The sequence below is a fragment of the Corallococcus sp. CA041A genome (assembly GCF_003612075.1).
Lineage (GTDB): Bacteria > Myxococcota > Myxococcia > Myxococcales > Myxococcaceae > Corallococcus > Corallococcus exiguus.
Window position 1 is genome coordinate 1 of record NZ_RAWF01000103.1, and the last position, 25478, is coordinate 25478.

The 25478-nt window shown below is 71.2% G+C and carries 15 protein-coding genes; 9 read left to right on the plus strand and 6 right to left on the minus strand.

All coding sequences use genetic code 11. From position 1 onward, the window contains the following. Window positions 1–22 precede the first annotated feature (22 nt). The 3 genes from D7V77_RS19590 (at window position 23) to D7V77_RS19600 (ending at window position 3263) form a co-directional block, all read left to right on the plus strand. A complete protein-coding gene (locus D7V77_RS19590; protein ID WP_120577813.1) occupies window positions 23–2050 on the plus strand; it encodes a YgiQ family radical SAM protein in 2028 nt (675 codons plus the stop codon). Between the two features lie 86 nt (window positions 2051–2136). Next, the gene (locus tag D7V77_RS19595; protein WP_120577814.1) at window positions 2137–2637 is read left to right on the plus strand and encodes a hypothetical protein; all 501 of its coding nucleotides are present in this window, start codon (window positions 2137–2139) and stop codon (window positions 2635–2637) included. A 194-nt stretch (window positions 2638–2831) separates the two neighbouring features. Then, window positions 2832–3263: a hypothetical protein gene (locus tag D7V77_RS19600; protein ID WP_147452103.1), complete on the plus strand. Its 432-nt coding sequence runs from the start codon at window positions 2832–2834 to the stop codon at window positions 3261–3263. Between the two features lie 7 nt (window positions 3264–3270). Here D7V77_RS19600 and D7V77_RS45730 read toward each other — a convergent pair whose 3' ends face one another. Then, entirely contained in the window at window positions 3271–6249 is a 2979-nt protein-coding gene (locus tag D7V77_RS45730; RefSeq protein ID WP_199733810.1) for an ATP-binding protein, read from the minus strand. Window positions 6250–6611: 362 nt separating this feature from the next. On the opposite strand from D7V77_RS45730, the gene D7V77_RS19610 reads away from it, so the two are divergent. The 4 genes from D7V77_RS19610 (at window position 6612) to D7V77_RS19625 (ending at window position 15389) form a co-directional block, all read left to right on the plus strand. Then, entirely contained in the window at window positions 6612–7592 is a 981-nt protein-coding gene (locus D7V77_RS19610) for a ChaN family lipoprotein (RefSeq protein WP_120577816.1), read from the plus strand. Between the two features lie 293 nt (window positions 7593–7885). Then, window positions 7886–9070 (plus strand): hypothetical protein, encoded by a 1185-nt coding sequence (locus D7V77_RS19615; protein ID WP_217279153.1) that lies wholly within the window; start codon window positions 7886–7888, stop codon window positions 9068–9070. A gap of 184 nt (window positions 9071–9254) precedes the next feature. Beyond that, a complete protein-coding gene (locus D7V77_RS19620) occupies window positions 9255–14222 on the plus strand; it encodes a hypothetical protein (RefSeq protein WP_233597112.1) in 4968 nt (1655 codons plus the stop codon). Window positions 14223–14288: 66 nt separating this feature from the next. Next, complete coding sequence (locus tag D7V77_RS19625; RefSeq protein WP_120577819.1) at window positions 14289–15389, plus strand: ADYC domain-containing protein; 1101 nt, start codon at window positions 14289–14291, stop codon at window positions 15387–15389. A 1-nt stretch (window position 15390) separates the two neighbouring features. Here the strand turns inward: D7V77_RS19625 and D7V77_RS19630 are convergent, their stop codons facing one another. Continuing rightward, window positions 15391–16323 carry a sigma-70 family RNA polymerase sigma factor gene (locus tag D7V77_RS19630; RefSeq protein WP_120577820.1) on the minus strand — a complete coding sequence of 311 codons (933 nt, stop codon included), beginning with the start codon at window positions 16321–16323 and terminating at the stop codon, window positions 15391–15393. Window positions 16324–16451: 128 nt separating this feature from the next. Between D7V77_RS19630 and D7V77_RS45735 the strand changes: the two genes are divergently transcribed. Beyond that, complete coding sequence (locus D7V77_RS45735) at window positions 16452–20381, plus strand: bifunctional serine/threonine-protein kinase/formylglycine-generating enzyme family protein (RefSeq protein ID WP_120577821.1); 3930 nt, start codon at window positions 16452–16454, stop codon at window positions 20379–20381. Between the two features lie 9 nt (window positions 20382–20390). Here D7V77_RS45735 and D7V77_RS19640 read toward each other — a convergent pair whose 3' ends face one another. Continuing rightward, window positions 20391–20909 carry a GNAT family N-acetyltransferase gene (locus D7V77_RS19640; RefSeq protein WP_120577822.1) on the minus strand — a complete coding sequence of 173 codons (519 nt, stop codon included), beginning with the start codon at window positions 20907–20909 and terminating at the stop codon, window positions 20391–20393. A 10-nt stretch (window positions 20910–20919) separates the two neighbouring features. After that, window positions 20920–21960, minus strand: coding sequence for a hypothetical protein (locus D7V77_RS19645; protein WP_120577823.1), 1041 nt, complete (start codon window positions 21958–21960; stop codon window positions 20920–20922). A 147-nt stretch (window positions 21961–22107) separates the two neighbouring features. Here D7V77_RS19645 and D7V77_RS19650 point away from each other — a divergent pair, with 147 nt between their 5' ends. Continuing rightward, the gene (locus tag D7V77_RS19650) at window positions 22108–22398 is read left to right on the plus strand and encodes a hypothetical protein (RefSeq protein ID WP_120577824.1); all 291 of its coding nucleotides are present in this window, start codon (window positions 22108–22110) and stop codon (window positions 22396–22398) included. Between the two features lie 48 nt (window positions 22399–22446). On the opposite strand, the gene D7V77_RS19655 is transcribed toward D7V77_RS19650, so the two are convergent. Continuing rightward, complete coding sequence (locus D7V77_RS19655) at window positions 22447–23943, minus strand: putative metal-binding motif-containing protein (protein ID WP_147452104.1); 1497 nt, start codon at window positions 23941–23943, stop codon at window positions 22447–22449. A gap of 11 nt (window positions 23944–23954) precedes the next feature. After that, window positions 23955–25475, minus strand: coding sequence for a putative metal-binding motif-containing protein (locus D7V77_RS19660; protein ID WP_147452105.1), 1521 nt, complete (start codon window positions 25473–25475; stop codon window positions 23955–23957). Window positions 25476–25478 lie beyond the last annotated feature (3 nt).

Consider the following 25478-nt stretch of genomic DNA (forward strand, 5'->3'; position numbering starts at 1 on the left):
GCTGTTGAGGGGAACCAAGCCCATGGCCTCCATCACTCCGCGTTACGCCCACCCGTTCCTCCCCGTCACCCGCGCCGACATGCAGGCCCGGGGGTGGGAGCAGTGCGACATCATCATCGTGAGCGGCGACGCCTACGTGGACCACCCGGCCTTCGGGCCGGTGCTCATCGCGCGCTTCCTGGAGGGGCGGGGGTTCAAGGTGGGCATCATCCCCCAGCCGGACTGGCACTCGGCTGAGCCCTTCAAGGCGCTGGGGGCGCCCCGGCTCTTCTTCGGGGTGGCGGCGGGCAACCTGGACTCGATGCTCAACCGGCTGACGGCCCAGAAGAAGAACCGCTCGGAGGACCAGTACAGCCCGGGCGGGCGCACCAACTGCCGGCCGGACCGGGCCTCCATCGTCTACGCGCAGCGCTGCCGGGAGGCCTTCCCGGACGTGCCCGTCGTGCTGGGCGGCATCGAGGCCAGCCTGCGGCGCATCGCGCACTTCGACTACTGGAGCGAGAAGGTGCGCCGCTCCATTCTCTTCGACGCCAAGGCGGACCTGCTGGTGTTCGGCATGGGCGAGCGGCCCATCTGGGAGATCGCCGACCGGCTCAACCGGGGCGAGCGCATCGAGGACCTGAAGGACATCCGGGGCACCGCGCACCTCATCAACGACGCGGCGATGAAGGCCCTGGAGGCGGACCCGGCGAAGCGCGCGGCGGACCGCGACAAGGTGGTGGTGCTGCCGTCGTACGAAGAGGTGGTGGCGGACACGCGCGCGTTCGCGGTGATGAGCCGGGACTTCCAGATGGAGACCAACCCCGGCAACGCGCGCGCCATCGCGCAGCGCCACGGCAACCGCGCCATCTACATGAACCCGCCCGCCCGGCCGCTGGAGGACGGCGCCGGACAGAAGCCCGGGGACACGGCCACGGTGGCCATGGACGAGCTGTATGACCTGAAGCTCAACCGCGTGCCGCACCCCATGTACAAGGAGCCCATCCCCGCCTACGAGACGGTGAAGCACTCGGTGGTGCTGATGCGCGGGTGCTTTGGCGGCTGCACCTTCTGCTCCATCACGGAGCACGAGGGGCGCGTCATCCAGAGCCGCTCCGCGCAGAGCGTGCTGCGCGAGGTGCGCGAGGTGCGGCGCATGGGGGACTTCCGGGGGACGATTACCGACCTGGGTGGGCCCACGGCGAACATGTACAAGCTCAAGTGCAAGAGCGAGGACATCGAGAGCCGCTGCCGCAAGCTGTCCTGCGTGCACCCGGGCGTGTGCGAGAACCTCCAGACGGACCACGGGCCGCTCATCTCGCTGATGAAGCAGGTGCGCGAGGAGCCGGGCATCAAGCACGTCTTCATCGCGAGCGGCGTGCGGTACGACCTGGCGGAGCGCTCGCCGGAGTACGTGAAGGAGCTGGCGGCGCACCACGTGGGCGGCCAGCTGTCCGTGGCGCCGGAGCACGTGTCGCCGCGCGTGCTGGAGAAGATGAAGAAGCCCGGCATCGAGAGCTTCGAGCGCTTCCAGAACATGTTCGCGTGCGCCAGCGAGGACGCGGGCAAGGAGCAGTACGACATCGCCTACTTCATCAGCGGCCACCCCGGCTCCACGCTGGAGGACATGGTGATGCTGGCGCAGTGGCTGAAGGAGAAGGGCAAGCGGCCCCGCCAGGTGCAGGACTTCATCCCCACGCCCATGTCGGTGGCCACGGCCATGTATTACACGGGCCTGGACCCGCTGAAGATGGAGCCCGTGTACACGGCCAAGGGCCTGCGCGAGAAGCGGCTGCAGAAGGCGCTCTTGCTCTACTGGAACCCGGAGCACTGGCCGCTGGCGCGCGAGGCGCTGAAGCTGGCCGGGCGCGAGGACCTGATTGGACGGGGCCCCAAGGCGCTGGTGCCGCCGGAGTCCGCCGCGGAGGCCTCGCGCCTGCGGCGCGCCTCGGAGAACGCGGAAGCCGGGGAGGGCCTGGCGACGAACGCGTGGCCCCGGCCGGCGCAGCCACGTCCGTCCGGGCCTCGGGGTGGGGGCCGCACGCCGCGTCCGGGCCCGCGCGGGCGGTAGGAGCCCCCTGACTTTCGTTCCGGGGGGAGGCTCGGGTATAGGTGCGCCGCCTTTTACGAGCGGCCACACCGCCGGAGCCCGACACCATGCCCAGGACTTCCCAGGAGCAGTCGCAGGAGCGTCACGCGTTCCTGCTCGACCTCTTCCGCAACCAGCCCGACCTGAGCCGCCAGGACGCCCTGGAGAGCTTCAAGGACCGCTTCGGCGCGACCATCAACCTGCGCACCTTCAACGAGCTGCGCGAACAGGCGAAGAAGGAGCTGTCCTCGCAGCCCGCCGCTCCGGTCGCCGCCCCCAAGGAGGAGCAGGACGTGGAAGTGCAGGACGAGCGGGCCGAGGTGACGGCGGAGGACGCGGGGACGCTGCTGAAGGCCGCGGCGACGCCGGAGCTGCACGCGGGTGCGGTGCCGGCGAAGAAGCCGAAGGCGAAGGGCCCGGGCGCGCGCAACGTGTTCGTGGACGCGTCCGCGGAGCAGCTCCAGTTCCTGGAGCGCATCGTGCAGCAGCTCCAGGAGGCCGGTGCCGCCAACCTGCGCATCGACCACGCCACCGACCGGTGGATGGTGCTGGTGGTGGATTCCAAGTAGCCGTCTGGACCGTCAATGCCTGACACCCAAGGCCCGCCTCCCCTCTCACGGGGAGTGCGGACCTTGTCGCCTCAAGGGCGCCACAAATATATACCTAAAGAAGGAATTCGTGACCAGTTTGACATAGCAGTAAAACAAAACTATCCCTTCTATCTATGGATGCGCTCACGCATTCACAGACTCAGGGGAAACCGATGGCCCGTTCGATTCCTGCGCTGGCCTTGGTGGTGGGTGGATTGTTGTTCGGCTGTGGTGGGATGCCCGAGGAGGGCGAAACCCAGGAGCCGCAGGCCGGGTCGGAAGGCAATGTCTCCCAGAGCGCGGTGCAGACCAATCTTGTCTCTGGCGTGACCGTGACCTACACCCCCGCCACCGACACCTTCACGGTCCACGACACTTTGGCGGATGGTCACTCCGCCGTGGCGGACATCATCAACCACAACACGGGAAGCAATACGCAGTGCTGGAATCCCAATGGCGCGGGAACCTCCAAGTCTTGCGAGCGGAACTATCCCAACAAACCTGTAATCTCCTTTCGTGCGTGTACGGGTGAGTACGGCCCTCGCAGGCTCGTCGCCTGTTCCGGCTGGTTGACGATCAACTCGTTCGCGCCCGAAAAGAAGTAGCAACCCGTCAGGCCTGCGGTCCCGCCAGGGGCAGTGACACCGTGAAGGTGGCGCCGCCCCCTGGCGTCTCGGACAGGCCGACGGTGCCGCCGTGGGCATCCACCACCTGGCGGGCGATCCACAAGCCCAGGCCCAGGCCTCCGAAGTTGCGCACGGACACCGCGCGCTCGAAGCGCTGCCAGATGCGCTCCCGGTCCTCGGGGCGCACGCCCATGCCGTGGTCCACCACCGTCAGGCGCGCGCTCGGGCCCACCTGCTCCACGTGCACCTCCACCGGCTTGCCCGGTCCGTACTTCAACGCGTTGGACAGCAGGCCCTGCACCACCTGCTCCAGGCGCGCCCTGTCGAAGCGGCCCCGCACCGGACCCGCGATCCGCAAGGTCACCTCGCAGCCCTCGCGGCACAGCTCCTCCCGCGCCAGGGCCACCTCCTCCGTCACCAACGCGGCGAGGTCCATGTCTTCCACCTTCAGGTGCACCGGCCCCGAGGACAGCAAAGACATATCGAGCAGCGTCTCCACCACCGTGGCCAGGCGGTGCACCTGCCTCCGCGTGAACAGGAGCCGCTCTCCCAACCGGGCGTGCGCGTCCGGCCCCAGGCCCCGCTCGATGAGATCCAACTGGAGCCGGAAGCCCGCCAGAGGCGTCTTCAATTCGTGGCTCACCACCGACAGGAATTCGTCCCGCGCTCGGACCGCGTCCTGCAACACCGCCTCGCGCGACGACAGCTCCGCCACCTCCCTGCGCACCCGCGCCATCTCCAGCTGCGTGCGCACCCGCGCCGCCAGCTCGCGCGCGGAGAAGGGCTTCACCAGGTAGTCATCCGCGCCCGCCTCCAGGCCCTCCACCGAAGCCTCCTCGCCCGCGCGCGCTGACAAGAGGACGAAGGGGATGGCCCGCAGCCGGGGATCCGCGCGCAGCTCGCGCAGCAGGCCGAAGCCGCCCAGGCGCGGCATCATCACGTCGCTCAACACCAGGTCGGGCGGGCGCGCGCGGATGGCCTGGAGCGCGGCGTAGCCGTCCTCCGCTGTCTCCACCGTCACCGACGCGTCCAAAAGCCCCGTGATGTATTTGCGCAGGTCCGCGTTGTCGTCCACCACCAGCACCCTCGCGGACATGGGTGGCAGCAGCGGAGTGGCCCTCACTCCTTCCGAAGTTCGCGCCCCATCCTCCGGGCCCGTCGGCGCCAGCCATCCGCGGATCTCCTCGACGTAGGCGGACGCGCTCCGCTCGACGGAGTGCGCGGGACCTCTTCCCTCGGGGACGAGCTGCTCGCGCGGCAGGTGACTGTTACCCAGGGGCACCGCGACACAGAAGGTCGTGCCCTGCCCCAGTGTGCTCGTCACGTCCACGGTGCCTCCGTGCAGCTTCGTCAGCTCCTGCACCAGGCTCAGGCCAATGCCGCTGCCCTCGTGGCTGCGCGAACGGGCGTTCTCCACGCGGTGGAAGCGCTCGAAGATGTGCGGCAGCTCCGCCTCCGGGATGCCGCTGCCGGTGTCCCGGACCGTCAGCCGCGCCTGGCCGTCCTCAATGTGCAGCCGGACGTGGACGCCTCCCTCGAACGTGAACTTCATCGCGTTGGAGAGCAGGTTGAAGACAATCTTCTCCCACATCTCGCGGTCCACCCAGACGGGCTCTGTCAGCGGCGGCAGGTCGAGCGTGAGGGTGAGCTGGGCTCGCTTCGCGATGGACTCGAACTGGCTCACCAGCTCCGCGGTGAAGGCGGACAGGTCCGTGGGCTGGAAGGCCGCGCGCACGCGTCCGGCCTCCGCTCGGGTGAAGTCGAGCAGCGTGTTGACCAGCTTGAGCAGCCGGGTGGCATTGCGCTGCACCATGGACAGCCGCTCCGCCAGACGCGGGGCCAGCGGCTCCGTCGGATCCGACAGCGCGTCCTCCACGGGCCCGAGCATCAGCGTCAGGGGCGTGCGGAACTCGTGGCTCACGTTGCTGAAGAAGGCCGTCTTGGCCCGGTCCAGCGCCGCGAGCCGCTCCATCCGCTCCACGGCCTCCTGCCGCGAACGCGCACTGGAGGCGGCCGTGGCCAGCGACCCCGCCACCAGCTCGAGGAAGCCCCGGTACTCCCCCTCGGGGTTCAGGAAGGGGCTCAGGCCCACCACCAGGAAGCCCAGGTCCCGGTCCCCTTCCGCGTGCGGCAGCGGCAGCACCAGGGCGGGCCGGGGCGGCTCCGCGACCTCCGACGGCAGCGGTGCGCCAAGCCACCCATTCACGTCGCCCACCCGCCAGGCCTGGCGCGTGCCCGCCACCGGAGCCAGGAGCCCGCCCGCGGGCCCTCCAGCCTCCGGCGCGCGCAGGTCGAAGTGCGCGGGCACCGCCGCGCTCCGGGCACCCATGCCGGTGGAGCCCACGAGCGAGGCCCGTGCCCCGTCCGCGTCCGTGACGTAGAGCCACGTGAAGGGCAGGTCGGCGGGGTTCTCCCCCAGGGCGTCCAGGCCGGCCCGGCACGCCTCCTCCACGGAGCTCGCGCCGCCTGTGCGCTGGGTGAGGAGGTGCAGCGTGCGCAAACGCCGCTGCCCCAGGACCTGCCCCGTCGTCTCCAGGGCCGGCGTGTAGAAGCCCACCACCTTGCCGTCGTCATCCAGCACCGGGGTGTAGGACCAGGTGAAGTAGGCCTCCTCGGCGAAACCACCCCGTTGGATGGGCAGCGACTGGCTCTCAGCCCAGTTCGCCTGCCGGGTGCGCTCCAGCTCGTCGAACATGCTGCCAAGCGGGTGCCACAGCTCCGGGAAGACCTCGCGCAGCGGCCCCAGTGCATGGTCCGGATGCTTGGCGCCCATGATGGGAATGCCCGCGTCGTTGTAGAGCTGCACGCGCTCCGGCCCCCAGTAGATGAACATGGGGAAGCGCGTCGTCAGGCACATGCTCACCAGGGTGCGCAGTGTCGGCGGCCATGACGCGATGGGCCCCAGCGGCGTCCCGGACCAGTCCCGCTCCAGGATGAGCTGGCCCATCACGCTGCCGCCGCGCAACGACTCCAGCCATCCTTCGGGACGCGGCGCGGCCCCTGCGGCTCCGGCCGTCTGCGGCGCGCTCTGTTCGTTCGTCGGACGGCTCAGGGGAGGCTCGAGGAGTTGCGGGACGCGTGGACGAGGGGACCTGAGGTGGACGTAGCCAGCCGGTCTCCCCACTTCAACGCCGGAGTCCGCCAGACGGCCCTTTCCGTCGCCTACCAGGCAGGGCCTCTCAGCCGAGGGGCCTCGAACCTGCCCACCCCTTCTCCATGGGGGCAGGCGGGCCGCCGCCGGTGGGCTCCCCGGACGCAGTGTCCGGGAGCAGGGGCCCCGCCGTTTTCAGACGGGCAATCCCCGCGCGGTCTGGGTGAGATGGCGGGATGACGCGAATTCCCTTCGGCCTCGTCCTCGCGCTGTCCCTGGGCTGCGCCAGCAGGCAGCAGCCGTCCCCTCCTCCCGCGCGGGAGTGGGCCACGACGCTGTACCGGGACCACCCGCTGGTGGGACGCATCTGGGACGTGGCGGGAAGCCGCTTCGTGGACGAGAGCGCCCTGCGCGCGACGGTGGTGCCCGCACGCTTCGTGCTCCTGGGCGAACGGCACGACCACCCGGACCACCACCGGCTCCAGGCGGAGCTGGTGCGCGCGAGGACGGACTCCGGCCAGCGTCCCGCGCTCGCCTTCGAGATGCTGGACGTCACGCAGCAGCCCGCCGTGGACGCGGCGCTGAAGGCCTGGCCGGAGGACGTGGAGGGACTGGCGAAGGCGGTGGGCTGGGAGCGCAGCGGCTGGCCCGCCTTCAGCCTCTACGCGCCGGTGTTCGCCGTGGGCCTCCAGGCGCACCTGCCCATCGTCGCCGCCAACCTGCCCCGCGCACAGGTGCGGGAGCTGGTGATGAAGGGGCCAGAGGCGCTTCCTTCCGACCTGCGCTCGCGCCTGGGGCTGGAGGCGCCCGTGCCCGAAGCGGAGGCGAAGGCAGTGCGTGAGGAGTTGGACCGCTCGCACTGCGGACAGCTTCCCCAGGAGATGCTGGAGCCCATGGCGCTGGCACAGCGGGCGCGCGACGCGATGATGGCGGACCGGCTGTTGGAGACCGTGCCCGCGGACGGCGCGGTCCTCATCACCGGCAACGGCCACGTCCGGAACGACCGGGGCGTCCCCGCGCACCTGGAGCGCCGCGTGAAGGACGTCACCGTGCTGAGCGTGGCGCTGCTGGAGGTGTCACCGGAGGCGCTGAACCCCCAGGACTACGCGGCTGTCGTTGGCGCCACCACCCTGCCCTACGACTACGTGTGGTTCACGCCAGCCATGCCGGAGGACGACCCGTGCAAGGCGTTGCGGGAGCGCAACAAGAAGCCCTAGCACCGCGAGTGTCAGACCCCGATGGTACGTGAAATGGCGGCACCCGATGCCGCCGCTGCAATTGATTCGTTTCACATTCGTGCCCATCGAGACCGGAGACCCTCCAGGAGTGAAACTCCTGAAGGGTGTTCCCATCCCATACGCAACGGATTTCACGACAACAACAGTCGCGTCGCAATGTCGAATTGAACTGTCAATTCAAGACACCCTCACATAATCAATAGCGCATCCGGGCTCCCCGGATCGGCTGTCCCCCCCCCTGACAGCCTGAACCACCATCCAAGAGAATGACAATGACGACTCGAAGCCTCGGGTTTCGTGCGTGGCGTTGGAGCGCGGTGCTTTCTTTGGCGCTGACGGGCTGTGCCGTGGAGCCTCAGCCGCAGGAGCAAGCCCCCGCCCAGGAAGAGCAGGCGAAGGTCCTGGAAGCGCAGGCGCATGAGCTCACCCCACCCGCGGGGTGTAGCGAGATCACCATGGGCGCGCTGTCGAACGGCGTCCAGCTGACGCCGGTGATGTACGGCGGACAGCCGACCTATCAGGGCACGTTCAACGGCCTGGGAGACCCGGCGCTGAAGGACACGGCGTTCGTCCGGCTGGACGTGAACACGGCGACGGGCGTGCATGACCTGGCGGCCGGTGGCGCCAACACCTTCACCTGCGAGCAGTGCGTCTGGGGCTACCAGGACGCGGGCACGACGGGCCAGAAGCTGTTCGTGGCGGACACCGGCGCCCTGCTGCTGGCGCTCAAGGTGTCGCCGCAGCAGTCGGTGGGCGTGCTCTACAACGTGACACTGCGCGAGTCGGTGAACGCGGCGCCGCTCAGCGCGCCCTACAAGGGCAGCGCGGTGGTCCCGGGTGGCGAGTGCAAGTGGATCCGCTTCGCGACCTGGAACACCCTGCGTCCCATGGGCTGCGACCCGCGCGAGGGCTCGTGGACGGCGAACGTGCCGGGTCACACCTGCGTGGCGGACAACTACTTCGCGGATGACGGCACGCTGGAGAAGTCGCAGGGCACGGGCACGCAGGGCGCGGCCTGCACCCACACGCCCGCGGCGGACGCCAACCACCCGGCGACGACGGACTGCGCGCAGGGCTTCGCGTGCTCCGACCTGTTCACGGATGACCGGCAGTGCCTGAAGACGTGCGACCCGATGGCGGCGGTCCCCGGCTGCCCCACGGGGACGGTCTGCGGCGTCTACGGCACGTGCATCGAGCAGTCGGTCCTGGAGCCCCTCGGCTTCGACTTCGACCCCGCCCTGATTGGTGAGACGTGCACCAAGACCTATGCCGAGTTCTGCGGCACGGAAGGGGCGCGCGGCGCGTGCGTCAGCCTGAACGGCCAGACGAAGTGCCAGCCCTACACCCGCGCCCGGTCGGAGTGCGGTCCGGGCGAGGAGCTGGGCTTCATCAACTACCCGCTGTCCGGTGGCGGCTACGACCGCACCACCGGCTGGTGCTACCACGACGGTCTGTAGGCCCGGCGTGGGGGGAGCCCGGCCGTGGAGGCCATGGCCGGGCTCCCTGAAGTGACAGTGTCTCCAGGGACGGCACTCCGGGTGGAGGCGGTCCGGTATGCTGACGCACATGCTCTGTCTTGCCTGTACGGAACCGCGTGCGCCGGACTCCGGGCCTCTGTGCCCGGAGTGCGGTGCCGCCCTCGTGCCCGCCGCCGGGCGGCACCTGGATGACTTCGTGCTGGCGCGGATGCGACGGCGCATCGAGCACTGGCGCTTCGACGGGTTGGTGGATCCAGCCACGGCGGACCGGCTGGAGGCCTCGCTCGCTGTGCCTGCTGAGGCGGTCGCGAGCGTTCCGGAGGTGCCCGCGCTCGAAGCCGTGGTGGTTCCGGTTCCGGTGGAACCGGCGCTCGACTCCGCGGCGCGCGTGGAGGCCTGGGCGGATGACGTGGCCGGTTCGCTGCGTCGCGCGGGCGGGTGGCGTCCGGGGTGGTTGGCCTCGCTCGCGAGTTCGCTGGATGAGACGGCGCGGGCGGAGCGGGAGCAGGCGGCGCGGCGGCGGGTGGTGACGCAAGATGACGGCGAGTCCTCCAGCGAGGAGGACATGGGTTCGGCGTTGGGGTCGGGTCAGGCGTTGTTCGGCCGGGGGCACCTGGACTCACTGGGCGGCAGCGGGCTGGAGGCGGTCATCGCGCTCGACGAGGGCGACAACCCTCCCCGCCTCAACGAGTACATCTGGTGGTTCCTCGGCGCGGTGCTCGTGCTGGGCGGCTCGCTCATGGGCGTCCGCGAGGCGTGGCGGGCGCTGGGTGGAGTGCCCCGGCAGCTCATCGTTACGGGCGCGCTGCTGGGCTACCACGCGGCCTTCATCGGGCTGGGTGCGTTCCTGGCGCGGCGCTCTCGGTCCGCGGGGCGCGTGCTCGCGGGCATCGGGCTCGCACTGCTGCCGGTGGTGTTCATCGCGCTGTCGGCCCTGGTGGCGCTGATGCCCGCGGTGGGCGTTCCCGCCGCGTTCGGTGTCGCGGCCGTCGCGCTCCTTCCGCTGCGGGCAGCGGGACGGCTGTGGCGCGGGGCTTCCGCCACGTCCTTCGCGGTGGCGCTGTTCCCGTCGCTCCTGGCGGGGCTCCCGCTGATGGGTTGGGGCGACGCGCCCTGGCTGCGTACGCTGTGCGCATGCGCGGGCGTGGTGGCGCTGGGGGCCTCGGTGTGGCGGGCACGGGCGGGCACGGCTTCGTTCGCTGGGGTGGGCGCCGCGCTGTACGGCGCGCTCTGGCTGGCGGTCTTCTGCGTGGCGAGCGGCCCCTCCGGGTTCGATGCGCTGGAGCCGGGGGCGCCCCTGTTCGCGGGGCTCGTGCTGTGGGCGGTGGCGCTGGGCGCGGTGGTGGCGGCGGGAGCGTCCTCGGAGGCCGTCCGGGCGGCCCATCCCCGCGCGGCCCCGGTGTCCGAAACGCTGGCGCACGCGGTGGTCGCCAGCGGCGCGCTCGCGGGGGCGCTCGGCGCCTTCTCGGTCTTCCCGGGCGAGGACACCTGGGTGGATACGGCATCCGTCTGCGCGCCCGTGCTGGCCGCGCTCGTCTTCTTCTTGTTGGAGTTCCGCCGGCGGGCCCTGGTGCATCCGGCCGTCATGGCGGCGCTGCTCGCGGGGGCGTTGGTCGCGCGCGTGCAGGCACCGGATTCTCCGGCGTGGTGGTGCTTCGGCGTCGCGGCGGTGGCGGCTGGGTTGATTCTCCTGGCGCGCGTGACGTTCTCCGCTGTCGTGCGCAACCGGATGCTCGCGTGGGGTGTCGTCGCCTCGCTGGCGACGATGCCCGCGTTCTCCGTGCTGGCGTGGGTGCAGGGGACGAACGCGCCCTGGCCCCAGGCGTACACGGGTGCGGTCATCGCGTTCGCGGCCCACTTCGCGGGGCGGTGGCGGTGGCGGGGCCTCCACTACCTGGGCGGTGTCGCGTTGCTCTTCGGGGCGCGCTCTGCCGTGGACGGGACTCCGTGGCTCGCGTCCAGCGCGACGGACCTGGGCGTCTTCGCGCTCGCGGCGGTGCTCTATGGCCTGGCTGGGCTCGCGCAGTCCGCGTGGATGGAGCGTCAGGGTCTGCGGGACGCGTTCCGGCCCCTGGAGGACCTGTCTCTTGTCATCGCCGCGCTCGGGGTGGCTCGGGCGCTGGGGGTCGCGCCCGTGTTGCCGGATGCGCTCTCGGGTGTCGCGGTGCCCTTCTCGACGGTGCTTGCCTGCGTGCCCTCGGCGGTGGCCACGGGGGTGCTGCTGCTTCGCGTCCGGCGCGATGGCAGCCGGCTCGTCGGCTTCCTGGCGGCCATGGGGCTCGCGCTCACGGTGTCGCAGGGACTGGGCACGGTCTCCGACTTCACCTCGGCGCGGGCCGCGCTCGTGGCGGCGGGCCTGGGCTTCGGCTTCGCGCTGTTCGCGATGCTTCGCGGCCAGGGTCTCGACACGGTGAAGGGCCGGCGGCTGCTGGACGTCTTCCCGCTGCCTTTCGGTGCGCGGGGACGGCCGCTGTTCACGGATGGCTTCGCGGGCGCGGCGCTCGTGCAGGCCGTGCTCGCGGTCATCACGCTCGTCAACTGGATCGCCCTGCCCGACAGCGCCGAGCGTCCGGTGGCCCTGCTCGCGGGCGTGCTGCTCACGGCGGGCGCGCTCCTGGCGTTCGTGTCGCGTGGCTTCGTGGCGTTCCAGCTGCGGGGTTCGGTGGTGACGCTCGCCCTGAGCGGTGGATTCATCGCGCTCACCGGGGCCGTCAATCGCGCGGGCCGGCCGCTTCCGCCCGACGTGAGCGCGTGGCGCCTGCCGCTCATCGGCATCGCGCTGTGGTTCCTGGCGCTGGGCTTGCGGCGCGTGGGGCCGTGGGTGGCCCAGCGTCTGGAGAGACCCAAGCACGGGCCGCTGTACCACGCGGTGCCGCACCTGGGCGTGGCCGTGCTGGCCGTGCTGCTCCTGAAGTCCGCGCTCGTCGTGGGCCTGCCGGCTCCGTCACGCGCGCTGGGCCTGGTGCCGCCGCTCCTGGTGCTGGGGCCGGCGCTGCTCACGGTCCTGCTCGCGGCCTCGTTCCGCTCGCGGGTCCTGGCGCATTGGGGACTCCTGCTGGGGATTCCCGGCGCCGCGCTCTGGGCCGCGCAACTGTCGCTGCTTGGAAGTCCGCTGGTGGCTCTGCTGCCTCCCGACGGGCAGTGGATCCGCGCCACGGCGGTGGACAGCATCAGCCCGTCACTGGACTGGCTGCACCCTGCGGCCTGGATGCCTCCGGGCAGCAGCGAGTTCCTCCTGTGGCAGCAGGCGTTCGCCGGTATCGCCGCGGCCGGGCTCGTCTACGCGGTGTTCGCGGTCGCGGTGGCCCGGATGGACGCGGCCCGTGCGTTCTTCCGGCGGCTGCTGTCCCTGCGCACCGATGACACGTCGGGGCCCTTCCTCGATGCCCTGAGCCGGGAAACGCTCACCGCCGTGGTGCTCGTGGCGGTGGCGGCCTTCTTCCAGCCCGGCGTGCTGTCGGCGGACCTCGTCCTCGCTACCGGTGCAGTGCTGTTCGTGGGCGGCGCGCGGGCACGTGGGCGCGGCGTGGTGGGCCTGGGGCTCCTGCTGCTCGTCCATGCATTGGCCCACCTGATGCCGCACCTCGAACCGTGGCCGGGCCCCACGCTGGCGCTGCTGGGGCTCGGGGTGGTGGTCGTCGCACCCTGGATCGCGAAGCGGCGGGGCCACGACGGGGGCCGCACGCGGCTGCGTGCCCATCTGGCCGTGATGCCCTACTTCATCGCGGCCACGGTGTATGCGCTGGCCGTCGAAGGGCACACTTCATCGACGATGGCGGTGCCCCTCCTCGTGTTGGAGATGATCTCGGGGCTCGCGGGCCAATGGATGATGTCCTTCGCCTTCCCCCTGACGCTGGGGCTCCTGTCGGCGGCGCTGCTCGTGGCGGCCTTCCAGTGGCGCGGGGCGCTCGCCGGGTTCATCGCGGGGCTCGGGACGATGGTCGTCGGAGGCGCCGTCGTCTCGATGGGGATGGTCTTCCTCGCGTGGAGCCCCGACCCGGAGAGACCGACGTACCTGGAGCTCTTCACCAAGGCCGGCGACACGCTGGCGCTGGCCGCCGCGGGGAGCGCGCTGGCCCTCCACGTCGCTCGACGCGTGACGTCCCGCCGCCGGAGCGACGTCGCGGGAGGCATGGGCTGGGGCCGCGACCTGTGGCTGATGGCGAGCGCGGCGCTGCTCGCGGCCGTCGCCGTGGGAGGCCAGGCCTCCGAGGACGTGCTGCCCGTGGCGCTGGCGGCCATCGGGTTGGCCGTGGGCGTGTCCCTGCACGCCGCGTGGCGCGAGCACACGGGCCGCCATGTCTACTTCGTGCAAATGGCGGTGGTGGGCGTCTACGCGCTGGTGCGTGGGCTGTACGCGCAGGGACTCCGCCCCGAGCATGACGCCCTCTTCGCGCTGTCGCTGGGCTTCGTCCTCGTGGGCGTGACGGTGCTGGCGCGCAGGGCGGGCGTGCGTCCCGTGGAGCAGGCGACGCGGCGGTTCGCGGCACTGCTACCCATCGCGGTGGCGCTCATCCTCCCCCGCGACGCGACGGGCGATGCGGCCCTGTTCGCGGGAGGCTCCGGCCTGCTGTACGCGGCGCTGGGCGCGGTGGAGCGCAGCCGGATGTTCGGTGCATTCGCCGCGGCGGCCTGCAACCTGGCGCTGCTCATCGCCGCGCTCGCGTTCGGGCTGGAGGGGCTGGAGATCTACCTGGCACCGCTCGGGCTGCTGCTCCTGATGATGGGACAGCTCTTCACGTCCAGCCTCCCGCACGCGGCTCGCAACGCGGTGCGCATCCTGGGCGGACTGCTGCTCTATGTGCCCGCGGCGGCGAAGCTGACGGCCAGCATGGGCCAGTCCGAGGATGGCACGTATGCGATTGTCTTCGGCGCTGTCTGTCTTCTGGGGGTGGCCGTGGGCATGGCCCTGCGCATCCGCGCCTACCTGGCGCTGGGGACGCTGTTCCTGCTCCTGGACGTGGTGGCCAACCTGCTCGACGCGGGCTTGCGGGACCACCGCATCGGCTTCCTGGTGATGACGCTCACGGGCCTCACCATCGTCACCGGGCGCGTGATGGCGACATTGAAGCGCCAGGAGTGGGACCTGCTGCTGCGGCGCGTGCGTGTCCAGCTGCGGGGCTGGGACTGACAGCCCCGTGCGGGGGGCGGACGGATTCCGTGCATCGATTTATGACCCGGGGTCTCATCGGAAGCGATGAACGCGCCCTTCCGAACCCTGCCGGTGTGCCTGTTCCTGCTCCTGTCCGCGCAAGGACAGGCCGCGCCGCCCGCTGCCGCCCCGAAGCCCGGGCCCGCCCGGTCCGTGAGCGGCCCGACCGACGCCGAGCGTTACGCGCGCCGGTGCCAATCCCAGACGGCCCAGCGCATCGCCCGGCCCCAGGGCACGATGCTGTGGGGAACCAAGCGCGGCTGGGATCCGGAGAAGCAGACAGAGGAGCGCACCAGCGTGCTCGTCTCCGTGGCGCTGGACGCGCCCCGGCAGGCGGAGGACGGGGTGACGGGCCTGCGCTTCGAAAATGGCCGGCTGTGGGCGGTCCCCCCACCGGAGACCCGGGCGACGGTGAGCGACGTGGTGGGCACCGTGCTCCAGGGCACCGCCAGCGACGGCAAGCCCGTGGAGGTGGCCATCTGCGGCGCGGAGCCCGCGGCGGACGACCCCACCCGCGTCTTCTACCGCATCGAAGCGTGGAACCCCGTGGCGCGCGAATGGGAGAACCCCTGCGTCGCGCTGGACCGCTCTCCCGCGCCTCGGGCGCTGGCGGTGGGCGGCGTGTGGGACGCGAGCGGCGCCCACGCCGAGGCTGCGGACCGGGTCACCTTCGCGTGTGAGAACGGCGCCATCTCCAAGTGCATCCTCTGGGGCTACGCGCCCTGGGCCTCGCGGGACGGGAAGTCGCTGGCCGGCCTCCACCAGGCGTGCACGCGGCTGGCCCGCGCGGACTACTGCGGCAACGGCCGGAGCCACACGCGCCAGGACACCACCATCGACATCTACGACCGGATGGGCGTGCTGGAGCGCGCGACGGAAGTCACGAGGGAGTGGGACCCGGCGAAGGGGTCCTTCGAAGCAGCCTGGGCTCCCGACGGCGCCACCTGCCTCTCCCGCACCCGAGACGGCCGCGCGCTGGACGTCATCCTCCAGGAGTGCCCCGGCCGGTTCCAGGCGGACACGGCGGACGCACGCGATGAGGGAGAGGTGTGCACGGTTCGCCGCGGCGACGTGAAGCCCGGGGCCACGCTGCTGCGCAACCTGTCCTATGGCCCTCCGAAGGCGGAGCCCGCGCGCGTGCAGTAGCTCAGCCTTCCGACGAGGGCTCGCGCTTCTCGTCGAGGAGCTGGCTGAGGGTCAGGTCCAGCTGGCTGTCCACGAAGGCGATGAAGCTCTGGAAGTCCTCCGTGGAGAGGCCCAGCTGTTCCTGCAGGCGGCGCCGGGTCTCCGTGTAGACCTGCTGCTGCACCCGCTTCAGCCAGCGGGAGATGGTGGACTGGTTGACGCGAAAGAGCGGCGCCATTTCATACGTGGAGAGCCGGTCGGCGAAGTGGAGGCGGAGCAGATGGCGGTCCTCGGCCGACAGCGTGGCAGCGGCTTCCCGCACGGCCTGACGGAAGGCCGCGTGGTGGCGGCGCTTCATCACGTCCAGCTCCGGATCCAGACCCTGCGCGGGCAGCGCCTTGAACAGCTCCTCCGCGTCGTCCCCCGTGGAAGGCTTCTCCTGCCCACGCAGCTTGTTGGTGATGCGGCTGGCGATGACGACCACCCAGCTCAAGAGGCCGCCACGCCCCGTGTAGTCCGCGATGGCGGGCGCGTGGCCCGCGTTGGCCACCAGGAGCTTCACGCCCACGCGCTGGCGGACCTCGTCGATCATCGAGTCGGGTTGGCGGAGGCTCCGCAGCCGCTCCGGCAGCCGGGCCAGGTAGTGGCGTTCGAAGGCCTCCAGCGCCACGGAGTGGCCCTGGAGGCACGCGCACGCCAGGTACAGCTCCGGCAGGGACAGGGCGGAGACGAGCGGCGCGACGGGCGCGGTGGGGCTGGCCGGAGGGAGCCGCTCCGCGACATGGGTCACGAAGCGCTCGGCGGGCAGCGGAATGCCGGGCCAGCGGGCCTGCGCGTCCTCCCAGGCGTGCGTCAGCAGGGCGTCGAGTTCCGCGAGCGCTTCCGGCGAGGGGGCCACGAAGCGCGTCTTCGTGTGCGAGAGGAAGGTCGTGGCCAGTGCGGACACCTGGGACATGGCAACGCCATACCATGCCGCGCCCCGACCCGCCCCCCACGCGCGTCTCCCGCACGGTGCGGGATGTCGTGTCCGCGTGTGTCATTGAACCCCGCGCGCCACGTGGCTAGCGTGAAGGTCCCCACTCCGTGAACGCGCCCCCTTCCAGCTGTCTGACCGACGACATCCTGGTCCAGCTCCTGGAGGATCAGCTGACGGACGAAGCGCTGGCGCAGGTGCACCGCCACGCCGCGGGGTGCAACGAGTGCCGGAGCATGCTGGCCACGCTCACGCCCGGCATCCAGCGCTCGTCCGTGGAGGACCTGGAGCCCTCGGACGAGAGGGAGACGGACCGGCTGCCGCCGCCGGAGCCGGAGCCCTGGACACCGCCGCCGTCGTTCGATGCGTTCCGCCTGGAGCGCCCGCTGGGCCGGGGCGGGATGGGCATCGTCTACCTGGCGCACGACACGTCACTGGACCGGCGCGTGGCGGTGAAGTTCATGGCGGCGACGCAGCCGGATGAACGCTTCCGCGACCTGTTCACCACGGAGGCCCGGGCGCTCGCGCGGCTGCAACACACGAACATCGTCAGCGTGTTCAGCGTGGGCGCGGTGGACGGCCATCCGTACATCGTCTCCGAGTACGTCGTCGGCGAGACGCTCGCGGAGCTGCCCCTGCCGGTGCCGTGGCGCCGGGTGCTGTCCCTGGGCGTGGGCCTGGCGCGGGGGTTGGCTGCGGCGCACCGCCAGGGCGTCCTGCACCGCGACCTCAAGCCCTCCAACGCGCTCGTCACGCGCGAAGGCGAGGTGAAGCTGCTCGACTTCGGCCTCGCCGAGCGCGTCGAGGTGGGCGCGGAGCTGGCCTCGGGCTCGCCGCTGCTCGTGGGCACCCTGCCCTACCTGGCGCCGGAGGTGCTCACGGGAGGCCCGGCGTCCGCCCGCAGCGACCTGTATGCGCTGGGCCTCATCCTCCATGAGCTGTGCACGGGTCAGGTGCCCCGCCGCGCCTCGCGAAGGCCCGAGGACACCCCGACCCGCGCCGCGCTGGGCACGGAGGTGGACCCCGACTTCGCCGCCCTCATCCAGCGCTGTCTCGCGGTGGATCCGCTGGAGCGCTTCGGTTCGGCGGAGGCGCTGAGCGAATCCCTGGAGCAGTTGGAGCGCTCCATCGCGCCCGCGCCGCTGGCGGCCGGCAATCCCTATCGAGGGCTCGCGCCGTTCGCGGCCGAGCACCGGGCGCTCTTCTTCGGACGCGAGGGCGACATCCGCGCCGTGCTGGAGCGCCTGCGCACGCGGCCGCTGGTGCTCGTCGCTGGCGACTCCGGGACGGGCAAGTCCTCGCTGTGCCGCGCGGGCGTGCTGCCCCGGGTGGCGGCCGGAGACCTGGGCGACGGGCGCGAGCCGCACGTCGTCACGCTGTGGCCCGGCCACCGCCCGCTCGAAGCGCTGGCGGCGGCGCTCGCGCCGGTGTTGGGGCGAAGGGAGGCGGAGCTCGTCACCGCCCTCACGGACACGCCGGCCTGGCTGGGACAGGCGCTGCGCGAGACGCATGGACGCGGGCGGGGGCTGCTGCTCTTCGTCGACCAGTTGGAGGAGCTGCTCACCCTCGCCGACCCCGGCCAGGCGGCGCACTTCGCCCGACTCCTGGGAGAGCTGGCACTGCCGTCGCCCGGAGTGCACGTGCTGCTGGCGGTGCGGGGCGACTTCCTCACGCGCCTGTGCGCGCTCCCGGGCCTGGGGGAAGAGGCGGAGCGGGCGCTCTACATCCTCCGGCCCCTGTCGCCGGAGGGCGTGCGCGAGGCCATCATCGGCCCGGCCCGTGCGCGGGGCGTGGCCTTCGAGTCGCCAGAGCTGGTGCGGACGCTCGTCGACTCCACGGCGCATGGCGTGGGCAGCCTCCCGCTGCTCCAGTTCGCGCTCGCCGAGCTGTGGGAGCGCCGCGACGCCGCCCGGGGCCGCATCACGCGCTCGGCGCTGGAGGCGATGGGCGGCGTGGCCGGAGCGCTGTCCCGGCATGCGGACGGCGTGCTCGCGCGCATGAGCTCCGCGGAGCATGCGGCGGCGAGGCGGCTGTTGCTCCAACTGGTGACGGCGGAGGGCACGCGCATCGAGCGCAGCGCGGAGGACCTCGCGGACGCCTCGGATGACATCTCCCGCGCGGCGCTGCGTGTGCTCGTCGAAGGCCGGCTGTTGCACACGCGCACGGTGAGCGACCTGCCGCGCTGGGAGATTGCCCACGAGTCGCTCATCGCGAGCTGGGGCACGCTGCGCGACTGGCTGGACGACGACATCGGGCACCGCGTGCTGCGCAAGCGCGTGGAGGCGGCCAGCGCGGAGTGGGACCGCCTGCGCCGCTCCAGCGAGGCCCTCTGGGGTCAGCGCCAGTTGGATGAGGTGCGGGTGCTGGAGCCCGTCACCCTGGGCGCCCGGGAGCAGGCCTTCCTCCGGGCATCCCACCGGGCCGTGCGCCGCGCGCGCTGGGGACGGGGCATCACCGCGCTCGTGCTCGCGCTCGCCGTCCTCGCGTCCTACGTCGGCCTCCGGCTCCAGGCGTACCTGGAGGACTCGCGCTTCATCGCCGCGGAGCTGGGCACCGCGAAGGAAGCGCTGGCCTCGGGCCGCACCCTCGCCGCGAGGGCGCTCGCGAACCGCGTGGAGTCGCTGGCCATGTTCGACGGCCGGCCCCCCTCCTCGCTGGGCCCGGAGACCGCGACGGATGCCACGGGCCTGCGCAGCGCCGCGGAGAAGCGCTGGACGGAGACGCTCGCCCTGCGCGACCAGGCGGAGGCCGCCTTCACCCGCGCCAGCCGGAGCCTGGAGCGAGGCCTGGACCGCGACCGCCACCATCTCGACACGCGCCGGCTCATCGCGCAGGTCCTGGCCGAGCGCGTCCTCCTCGCGGAAGCGTTCCACCAGCGCCACGAGCGCGACGCGTGGCTCCAGCGCCTGGAGCAGGAGGTGGACTCAGCGAAGGAGGGCGAGGCCTCCCTGCGGCGGTTCCGCGAGCCCGCGGAGCTGACGTTCGAAAGCACTCCACCGGGGGCCCGCGTGTCCATCACGCGCGTCCTCCGGCGCGACGGGCCGTTCCGCCGCGAAGCCGTTCCGGGCACCGGAGGCTCGCGCTTCGTCCTCCCGGAAGGTTCCTACCTGCTCCACGTCACGCAGCCGGGACGGGTGCCCATGGACGTCCCGGTGTTCCTCACGCACGGCGAGCGTGAAGCGTTGCGCCTCACGCTCCCCACCCAGGTGCCCGAAGGCTACGTCTACATCCCGCCGGGCTGCTTCCTGCTGGGCAGCGCCGAGCCGGAGGTGGTGCGCCGCTTCACCTTCAGCCCGCCCATGCATCGCTACTGCCTCACCGGCGGCTATCTGGTGGGCCGCGACGAGGTGACGTTCGGAGACTGGCTGACCTACCTGGAAGACCTGCCGCCGGACGCGCCCGCGAGGCGAATCCTCGAACAGCCGCACTTCGGCGACGGGGGCACCATCACGCTGCGGTGGCGGCAGGGCACGGGCTGGGTCTTCACCTTCCACCGCACCCGCGAGGAGTTCCGCACCGCGAAGGAAGGCGAGCCCCTGCTCTACGCGGAGCGCACGCGGCACGCGAGCGTCGACTGGAAGCAACTGCCGCTGTCCGGCGTCTCCGCGCAGGACCTGGAGGGCTACTTCTACTGGCTCCACCGGACGAAGCGGCTGCCGGGAGCGCGCCTGTGCGGCCAGCATGAATGGGAGTACGCGGCCCGGGGAGCGGACGGCCGCCGCTATCCGCACGGCGACCAGCTCCAGCCCGACGACGCCAACATCGACGCGACGTATGACCGGCGGCCGTTGGCCTTCGGGCCGGACGCGGTGGGAACGCATCCCGCGTCGGTGAGCCCGTTCGGCCTGCGGGACATGGCGGGCAACGCCTACGAGCTCACGCGCTCCGTGACGCCCGAGTTCGGCAGCGTCGTGCTCCGGGGAGGCTCCTGGTATTACGACTCGTTCGTCGCGGCGAGCGCCGACCTGTCCCCCGGTGACGCGACCGCGCGGGACGTCCGCATCGGCGTGCGCGTCTGTGCTTCGTTCGATCCGCGCTGAAAGAGCTGCTCAGCCAATCACATACACGCGGTTCTGGATGCCGTCCTCGGTGACATGGCGGTCCAGGCGCATCCCCAGCCGCTCCGCCACGCGGAGGGACGCGGTGTTCTCCGGGTGGATGATGGCCACCAGGGGGACCCGCGGCAGGTGACGGGCCGCCAGCGCCAGCGCGACGCGGGACACCTCCGTGGCGTACCCGGAGCCCCAGGTCTCGGGCGTGAAGCGGTAGGCCAGGTTGAGCACGCGCTGGCCCTCCAGCTCCTTGTAGCGCAGGCCGCTCAGGCCCACGACGACGCCGGGCGCTTCGAGCCGCTCCACCAGCCAGTACCCCACGCCATCGCGCGCCCAGTCCTCCAGCCAGATGCCCATGATCCGCCGCGCGTCGTCCAGCGTCTGCATGTAGCCGCGGCGGCTGAACCGGTTCGTCGTCGGATCCGAGTGGAGGGCGAAGACCGCGTCCAGGTCGTTTTCGCGAACAGCGCGGAGCAACAGCCGGTCGGTGGTCGTGCGTTCGAAGTGTTGAAACATGCCGGACAGCTTACGTGAACCCATCCCAGTCGATGTCGTCCGGAAGCGGGGACGGCGCACCTCGGCGCCGGGCGGAGACCTCCTCGCGCCAGGCAGCCCGCCCGCCCGGGAGCGGCCAGGCGCGCGAGACGGTTCCCCTGGGGTCAGGGATGAAGTTGAGCAGCAGCATGCGGTTGACGCGGTCGACGGTCTCCGGCGTCGCGCCCGCGCGCAGCTGGAACTCCGCGCTGAACAGGGCGCCCTCTTCGCGGACAGTGCTCGCGGTATTCCGCGGGGTGACGAAGGGCCACAGCCCCAGCAGCGGAGGTTCCACGCCTTCGAGCAGCGCCGCGTGCAGCCGGTCATGGCCATCCAGCACCAGCCACTTCGCCAGGATGTCCACGTAGAGCAGCAGCACGGGCGGCAACGTCCCGTCCCGCGCGCGCTTGCGCCAGCTCTTCACGCGTCCATCCTCGGGCGAAGAGAGCGCGCGCAGTCCGAGCACGACACCCGGCGTGTGTTCGGTCCGCGCGTCCCACCAGTCCTCATTCCAGGCGTGGAGGAACCGCGTCACGGCGGACAGCGAGTGCGGCGGCATCGGCGGCTGACCGAAGCCCCATTCCATGGGGGAGACAGGATGCCGCTCCGACTTCTCCGCGGCGATGGCGCGCACGGGGCGCAGACACCAGGATCCGGCGTGGAGCACCGACAGTGGGGACTCCACGAGCGCACGCGCCACCCGCCACGCCCAGGCCTCCCACCAGGGCCCGGTGCCTGGCGAGGCCTCCACGGCCCGGACCTCGGGCGCGGACAGGGCCGGCAGGACCTGGGGAACAGGGGCCGTTCCCCGGAGGAACGCCGCGCGGTCCCAGTAGGAATCGATGCGGGCCCAGAGCAACGTTTGTCCCGCGCCGCGCAACCGGATGCGGTAGTCGGGAGCCGCCTCCAGGTGCACGGCGGGCCGCCGTGCCCAGCGGCCCGTGGCGGGGACGTGCAGCAGCAGACCCGGGCCAGGGGTCTCCAGTCCCCAGCTCCGGGTGTCGTCGGCGACGATGGAGACTCCCGCGTTCATGCGCCGCGCTCCTTCAGATGCCCGGCTCACACGGGCTGCTGGAGCGTAACCGACCGCACGCCAGGCATGCGGCCGTGCACGAACGCCTGCCTCCCCCTGCCGTCTCGCGCGGGCCGCCTCCATCTTGGAGGCAGGAGGTGATTCGCGATGGCGGACAAGATTCTCGAGAAGCAGCACGAGCACGAACGCGAGCAGGAGCGCGAGCGGCTGCGTGAACAGGAGCAGAAGGACCTGGCGGTGGAGTCGCATCGCGGCGCCCGTCCCCTGGAGGGCTACGCGGGAGGCCACACCACGTGGACCGGCGACCAGGACGATGAGGCCGCGGCCCGCGTGCACGCAGGTGACGCCGAGGCCTCCCAGGAGGCCAGTGAGCGGCAGGCCCGCCTGGAGCCGCCCGAGCCCGACGCCGAGGACGACGTCGGCCTCCGCCGCGAATAGCCGCCCTCCGCGGGCTTCCACACCCCAGCGCGCCGCGGACCGCCAGGGTCAGGGCGCGCAGTAACGCACGGACTGGAGGGTATGGGTTTCTGCCGGCGTGTTGGTGGCGGTCATCAGGAGCGCCCCCATCCAGTGTCCGGGGAGTTCCTGCATCAGCACCCATTGCGAGAAGCGGTGCAGGGGCATGGGGCCAGGTCCCGGGCTCCAGTCCGCCGCGATGCCGTTCGGTCCCAGGGCCCAGAACCGGCCTTCCCAGTTGAAGAGAGAATCGTCCGTCTTCTCAGGCGACACAGAGTGCACGGCGAGCCAGGCCATCTGGAGCCCGCGTGAAGTCATGGTGGCACCGAACCACGGCGTGTCTCCCTCGCTCGCGGTGGCGAGCGTTGCCGGAACGCCTCCGGTGAAGAGGGACCGGACCTGCTTGAGCTGATGAGGACGGGCCGACGTCTCACGATAGAGCAGCAGTGGCTCACCAGGGGTTCCGCCTGCCCCCGGAGCCGGGCTCAGCAACGTGGCCGTGGGCGAATTCCCCACGTCGAGCGCTCGCTCCCCGCTCATGGCCGCCAGCTCCGAGTTGTAATGCCAGAGCCGGATGCGTGACTGGGATTCCGGACCGTGGTCCTCCACCACCATCACCAGGAACCCTCCATCCCCGAGCGCCAGCGCGGCCGGAGTGGAGAGAAGGACGTGTTCCTGTGTCCTGAAGAGGATCCAGGGTCCGCTCAACCGCTTTCCGTCCGCATCCACGACCAGCCCCTGCGTCTCCCTGTAATCCTCCGTCACCACGTTCCACACCACCGCGAGCCGCTGCCCGTCCAGGGACGTGGCCACCCCCGCGTGGACCGGGAACTGGGGGTATTCGAGAATGACGACGCCTCCCAGGGGGCCGGCGGGATTGCCCTGCTCGTCGAGCTGAACGAGGCGTCCTTGCGAGACGGCGGACGGGCTCAGGTACCGGCCCACATAGACAAGCGCCGGTCCGCGCGAGGTCCGAACCAGGCGGACCGACGTGACCGGATCAACGCCGGGCGCCACGGGCACCTGCGTCGTGGCCTGCAGCGCCAGGGATTCATCGAGACGGCGAACCTGGACCGTGTCCTGTCCCGCCACGGACACCACGAGGGAGCCCCCTGCCACGGGCAGGCTGTCCACGAGGCCTCCGGTCGGGGGCGTCCCCAGGGGAGCGACCTCCGCCCAGGTGGCCGGATCCGTCACGCCGTCACAGTCGTTGTCCAGACCGTCGCAGCGCGTCTCCGCCGCCTCGTAGTCCGCGCCGTAGGAGCGCGCCGTGCACACGGGCTCATAGGCGCCGTCCACCATCGCCCGCTTCGCCCCCGCGCACACGCCATGGGTCTTCTCACAGGGCAGGGCTTCCGCCACGCCGCTGTCCGGCGTGCCCGCGTCGTCCGTGACGCCTGCGTCGACGGTGACGCCAGCATCCACTTCCGTGCCGGCATCCGGTGGCGCCGTGGACGAATCACAGCCCGCGAGCAGCAGGGCCATCACCAACGACACGGGTCCCAACGACATCATTCGCGAATGCATGGTCTCTCGGCTCAAGGAGCGCAGTAACGAAGCGAGTGGAGGGTGTAGGCCTCCGGTGGGACGGTCGTTGCGGTCATCAGGAGCGCTCCCATCCAGTGTCCGGGAAGCTCATGCATCAGTACCCACTCTCCATTGCGGTGGAGAGGCATGGGCGCGGGTCCGGGAGTCCAATCCGTCACGACGCCCGAAGGACTCATGCCCCAGAGCCGTCCTTCGTAGATGAAGCCCGACTCCTGCCCCGGAACGGGCATGTAGCCCATGGTGATCCAGGCCAACTGGAGCCCCCGTGAAGTCATCGTGGCGCCAAGCACGCTGGATTGGCTCCACGCCGTGGACGTCAGCGTCACGGGCGTGCCCCCTGCGAAGAGGTGCCGTACCTCATGGAGCCTGGGATTGTGCCCATCCGGTTCGCGGTAGAGCATCACCGGCTCTTCCCCACCCTCCTTCGCGGGCATCATCAGCAGCGTGGGAATGGCCCCGAACGCCACGGAGAGGCGACGCTCGTCTCCCACGAGTCGCAGCTCGCGGTCATGACGCCTCAACCGGATGCGCGTGTCATCGACCGTTTCCCCCTCGTCGTACGCCGTCACCAGGAAGTTCCCATCCCCCATGCCCATCACCCGCGGCGAGTGGAGGTTGGGTGAGTCCGACTGGAACAACACCCGGGGTGGGACCAGGACCTGACCGGCGGGATCCACGAGCATGCCCTGCACCTCGCGGACACCGGAGATGTTCGCGGCCCAGACCACGGAGATCCGCTGCCCGTCCACGGATGCGGCCGCGCGCGCGGCCGGCTGGGTCGTGGGTTGCTCGAAAAGGACGACGCCTTCGGGAGAGCCGATGGGAGCGCCCTGCTCATCCAGTTGCACGAGGCGTCCCTCCGCGGTGGATCCGGTCTGGAAATGCAGCGCGGTGAAGTAGAGGGCAGGCCCGCGAGAGGTCCGCAGCAATTGCGCCTCCGTCACGGGAGAGAAGCCTGGATCCAGCGGGATCATCGACGTGCCCTGGAGGTTCAGGGACTCATCGAACCGGAGCACCTGGATCCCCTCCGGGCTGTCTACGTAGACCATCAGGAAGCCCCCCTCCACGGGCAGGCTGTCGACCGACCTCGCATAGGGCGCCCACTTCATCGGAGCGACCTCTGTCCAGGTCGCCGGGTCCGTCACGCCGTCGCAGTCATTGTCCAGACCGTCGCAGCGCGTCTCCGTCGCCTCGTAGTCCGCGCCGTAGGAGCGCGCCGTGCACACGGGCTCATAGGCCCCGTCCACCATGGCGCGCCGGGCCCCCGCGCAGACGCCCTGGGTCTTCTCGCACGGCAGGGCTTCCGCCACTCCGCTGTCGGCCGTTCCCGCGTCGTCCGTGATGCCCGCGTCGTCCGTGACACCCGCGTCGTCCGTGACGCCCGCGTCGACCGTGACGCCGGCATCCACCTGGGTGCCGGCATCCGGTGACGTCGACGAGGAACCACAGCCCGCGAACAGCAGGGCCACCACCAACGACACGCTGCTCCACGGGTTCATTCGCGAATGCATGGT

Bases quoted from the DNA above. Each gene is read 5' to 3' on its own strand.
- D7V77_RS19615 (WP_217279153.1), top strand. From the start codon at position 7,886: ATGACGACTCGAAGCCTCGGGTTTCGTGCGTGGCGTTGGAGCGCGGTG.
- D7V77_RS19625 (WP_120577819.1), top strand. From the start codon at position 14,289: ATGAACGCGCCCTTCCGAACCCTGCCGGTGTGCCTGTTCCTGCTCCTG.
- D7V77_RS19590 (WP_120577813.1), top strand. From the start codon at position 23: ATGGCCTCCATCACTCCGCGTTACGCCCACCCGTTCCTCCCCGTCACC.
- D7V77_RS19630 (WP_120577820.1), bottom strand. From the start codon at position 16,323: ATGTCCCAGGTGTCCGCACTGGCCACGACCTTCCTCTCGCACACGAAG.
- D7V77_RS19640 (WP_120577822.1), bottom strand. From the start codon at position 20,909: ATGTTTCAACACTTCGAACGCACGACCACCGACCGGCTGTTGCTCCGC.
- D7V77_RS19660 (WP_147452105.1), bottom strand. From the start codon at position 25,475: ATGCATTCGCGAATGAACCCGTGGAGCAGCGTGTCGTTGGTGGTGGCC.
- D7V77_RS19600 (WP_147452103.1), top strand. From the start codon at position 2,832: ATGGCCCGTTCGATTCCTGCGCTGGCCTTGGTGGTGGGTGGATTGTTG.
- D7V77_RS19655 (WP_147452104.1), bottom strand. From the start codon at position 23,943: ATGCATTCGCGAATGATGTCGTTGGGACCCGTGTCGTTGGTGATGGCC.
- D7V77_RS19610 (WP_120577816.1), top strand. From the start codon at position 6,612: ATGACGCGAATTCCCTTCGGCCTCGTCCTCGCGCTGTCCCTGGGCTGC.
- D7V77_RS19645 (WP_120577823.1), bottom strand. From the start codon at position 21,960: ATGAACGCGGGAGTCTCCATCGTCGCCGACGACACCCGGAGCTGGGGA.
- D7V77_RS19650 (WP_120577824.1), top strand. From the start codon at position 22,108: ATGGCGGACAAGATTCTCGAGAAGCAGCACGAGCACGAACGCGAGCAG.
- D7V77_RS19595 (WP_120577814.1), top strand. From the start codon at position 2,137: ATGCCCAGGACTTCCCAGGAGCAGTCGCAGGAGCGTCACGCGTTCCTG.